General features: G+C 68.4%; 3 protein-coding genes. All 3 read left to right on the top strand.

Annotated features, from left to right (window positions below; all coding sequences use genetic code 11):
• Window positions 1-485: type II secretion system protein N (gene gspN / locus AC1DU6_RS23970; protein ID WP_477860128.1), on the top strand; the 485-nt coding region annotated here is incomplete at its 5' end.
• Window positions 486-487: 2 nt separating this feature from the next.
• The gene (gspD, locus tag AC1DU6_RS23965) at window positions 488-2,737 is read left to right on the top strand and encodes a type II secretion system secretin GspD (protein ID WP_457350059.1); all 2,250 of its coding nucleotides are present in this window, start codon (window positions 488-490) and stop codon (window positions 2,735-2,737) included.
• Between the two features lie 11 nt (window positions 2,738-2,748).
• Window positions 2,749-3,498 (top strand): GspE/PulE family protein (locus AC1DU6_RS23960; RefSeq protein ID WP_477860125.1); only part of this gene is annotated, 750 nt, incomplete at its 3' end.

Raw genomic sequence — 3,498 nt, 5'->3', positions numbered from 1 at the left:
GCGTCAAGCCGGGCCTGGGCCGCATGGAGATCAGCGTCGACAACCAGGCCGACTGGCTGGCCCGCCTGCCCGCCGGCCTGCTGGCGGGCCTGGGCACGCCGTGGAACACGCTGCAGCTGGGTGGCTCGCTGCGCCTGTCGGCCCGCGAGCTGAGGCTCGAATCGGTGCAGGGCCGCTGGCGCCAGTTCGGCGAGCTGCAATTGGACCTGCTCAACCTGTCCTCGCGCGTGTCCACGGTTGCGCCACTGGGCAGCTACCGTTTCACCGTGACGGCCGACACGGCCAATCCCGGCGTCAGCACGCTGCGCCTGTCCACGCTGGAGGGCGCACTGCAGCTTTCGGGCGTCGGCACACTGAACAGCGGTGGCAAGAGCCGCTTCACTGGTGAGGCCGGCGCCGCGCCGGGCCGCGAGGAAGCACTGAACAATCTGCTGAACATCATCGGGCGCCGCCAAGGGGCCCGCTCCGTCCTGACGATCGGATGATCATGAATTTCCAACGCACCGCCGTCGCTTCGGCTACCGCGCTCTCCGTGCTGCTGACGTCCGCAGGCAGCGCGTTCGCCCAGCCCGACAGCGCCACAGTGCAGCGCGGCCGGCCAGGCTCGGGCAAAGGCCCCGCCGTACGCGCCAGCTCGCCGGTCACACTGAACTTCGTCAACGCCGACATCGAGGCCGTCACCCGCGCCATCGGCGTCATGCTGGACCGCCAGATCATCATCGACCCGCGCGTCAAGGGCACGATCACGGTCTACAGCGAGCAGCCGGTGTCGGTGCGCGAGGCTTACCTCAACTACCTCGCAGCGCTGCGCGGCCTGGGCTTCACCGTCGTCGAGACGGCCGGCCTCTTGAAGGTACTGCCCGAGCCCGACGCCAAGCTGCAGGCCGGCTCGGTGGCCGTCGAGACCAGCGCAGTGCGTGGCGACCAGATCCTGACGCAGATCTTCCGCATCCAGCACGAGAACGCGAACAACCTCGTCGCCGTGCTGCGCCCGCTGATCAGCCCCAACAACACCATCAATGCCAACCCGGGCAATAACAGCCTGATCATCACCGACTACGCCGACAACCTGCAGCGCATCGCCAAGATCATCGCGGCGATGGACACGCCGGGCACCAGCGACATCGAGATCGTGCCGCTGAAGAACGCCGTCGCGGCCGACTTGGCACCGCTGGTGCAGCGCCTGGCCGATGGCGGTGCGGCCGTCGGCGGGGCCGTGCCCGGCCAGAGCAGCAGCGCCGTCAACGTGCTCGTCGACCCGCGCTCCAACGGCCTCATCCTGCGCGCCAGCAACCCGGCGCGCCTGGCCGCGGTGCGTTCGATGGTCGACAAGCTCGACCAGCCCAGCGGCGATGGCGGCGGCAACAATATCCGCGTCGTCTACCTGAAGAACGCCGACGCCACCAAGCTGGCCACCGTGCTGCGTGCGGCCTTCGGCGCCGCCTCGTCGGGCAGCAGCAGTGGCGGCAGTTCCTCGGGCACATCCAGCCTCAGCGGCAGCGGCTCGCTGACTGGCGCCTCGCCCTCGCTGACCGGCGGCAACGCCGCCAACAGCAACACCGGCGGCATGAGCTCGACCGCCGCGACGACGCCGCTGACGCAGTCAGCCGGCCCGTCCACCGGCGGCTTCGTGCAGGCCGACCCGTCGACCAACTCGCTGATCATCACGGCTGCCGAGCCGCTGTACCGGCAGGTGCGCGCCGTTATCGAGCAGCTCGATTCGCGCCGCGCCCAGATCTACGTCGAGTCGCTGATCGTCAAGATCGACAACACCAAGGCGGCCCAGTTCGGCGTGCAGTGGCAGAACCTGTTCGGCAACAAGGGCGACAGCACCATCACCGGCGCCGGCACCAATTTCGGCTCGGGCCTGGCCAACATCATCAACGGCACGGTGGCCGTCGCCGGTGGCCGCTCCACCGTGGGTCCGGCGCTGAGTTCAGGCTCGGCGCCCACCGGCCTGAACATCGGCGTTCTGAAAAAGGTCGGCGACTTCTACACCCTCGGCGCCGTGGCCAATTTCTTCGAAAGCCAGAGCGGCGCCAACGTGCTGTCCACGCCCAACCTCGTGGCGCTGGACAACGAGGAAGCGCGCATCGTCATCGGCCAGAACGTGCCCTTCGTGACGGGCTCCTACGCCAGCGGCACGACGACCGGCGGCACCGTCAACCCGTTCACGACCGTGGACCGCAAGGACGTGGGCCTGACGCTGAAGATCAAGAGCCAGATCGGCGAAGGCGGCACGGTGCGCATGGTGGTCTACCAGGAGAATTCTTCCGTGGTGCCCGGCTCCAACAGCACCACCGGCCCGACGCTGGACAAGAGCGCCATCGAGACCAGCGTCGTCGTCGATGACGGCGACATCATCGTACTCGGCGGTCTGTTGAAGGATGAGTACACCGACGGCGACGACGGCGTGCCCGGGCTGTCCAAGATCCCACTGATCGGCAACCTCTTCAGCAGCAAGAGCCGCAAGCGCGTGAAGACCAACCTGATGGTCTTCCTGCGCCCCGTCGTCATGCGCAACGCCGACAGCGCCAACCAGCTGACGCTGGACCGCTACGAAAGCATCCGCGGCGTGCAGCAGCTCAGCCAGCCGCAGAAGAGCCTCGTGCTGCCGGACACCGGCGCGCCGGTGCTGCCCGAGCCCAAGACTTCGCCGCCGAACAAGGCGCTGCCGCAACCGTCGCTGCAGCCACCGCCACAGCAGCAGCAATCGCCGCAGCAATCGCCACAGTAAGCGATCGATCCATGGCCGCCACCCGCCACCCCCTGCCCTACGCCTTCGCCAAGGCCAACACCGTGCTGCTGGAGGACGACGGCAGCACGCTGACGCTGTGGGCGCCGCCCGAGGTCGGCTGGGCCACGCTGTCCGAGGTGCAGCGCCAGTACGCGGTGGACCGGCTCGAATCCGAAGCCGTTACGTCGCTGGCCGAGCGCATCAACGCGGCCTACGCTGGCAGCGAGAGCAGCGCGGCCGTCGTCGTCGGCGAGGTCGAGAGCGCGGTGGACCTGTCGCGCATGATGCAGGACCTGCCGGCGGTGGAAGACCTGCTCGAAGCGGCCAACGACGCGCCCATCATCCGCATGCTGAACGCCCTGCTGACCCAGGCGGCCAAGGACGGCGCGAGCGACATCCACATCGAACCCTATGAGCGCGCCTCGTCGGTGCGCTTTCGCGTCGACGGCACGCTGCGCGAAGTGGTGCAGCCCAACCGTGGCCTGCACGCCGCGCTGATCTCGCGGCTGAAGATCATGGCCGAGCTCGACATCGCCGAGAAGCGCCTGCCGCAGGACGGCCGCATCTCGCTGCGCATCGGCGGCCGCGCCATCGACGTGCGCGTGTCCACCCTGCCCTCGGCCCATGGCGAGCGCGCCGTGCTGCGCCTCTTGGACAAGAGCGAATCCAAGTTCACGCTCGAAGGCCTGGGCATGGACGGCCATGTGCTGACCGCCTTCAAGAAGTTGGTGCAGCAGCCTCACGGCATCGTCCTCGTCACC

It is taken from the genome of Roseateles sp. P5_B10, assembly GCF_056400485.1.
The sequence above is the reverse complement of the archived record's forward strand: the minus strand, read 5'-3'. Positions and strand labels throughout refer to the sequence as shown.

Excerpts from the sequence above, each read along its gene's own strand:
- gspD (WP_457350059.1), top strand. The coding sequence starts at position 488 with ATGAATTTCCAACGCACCGCCGTCGCTTCGGCTACCGCGCTCTCCGTG.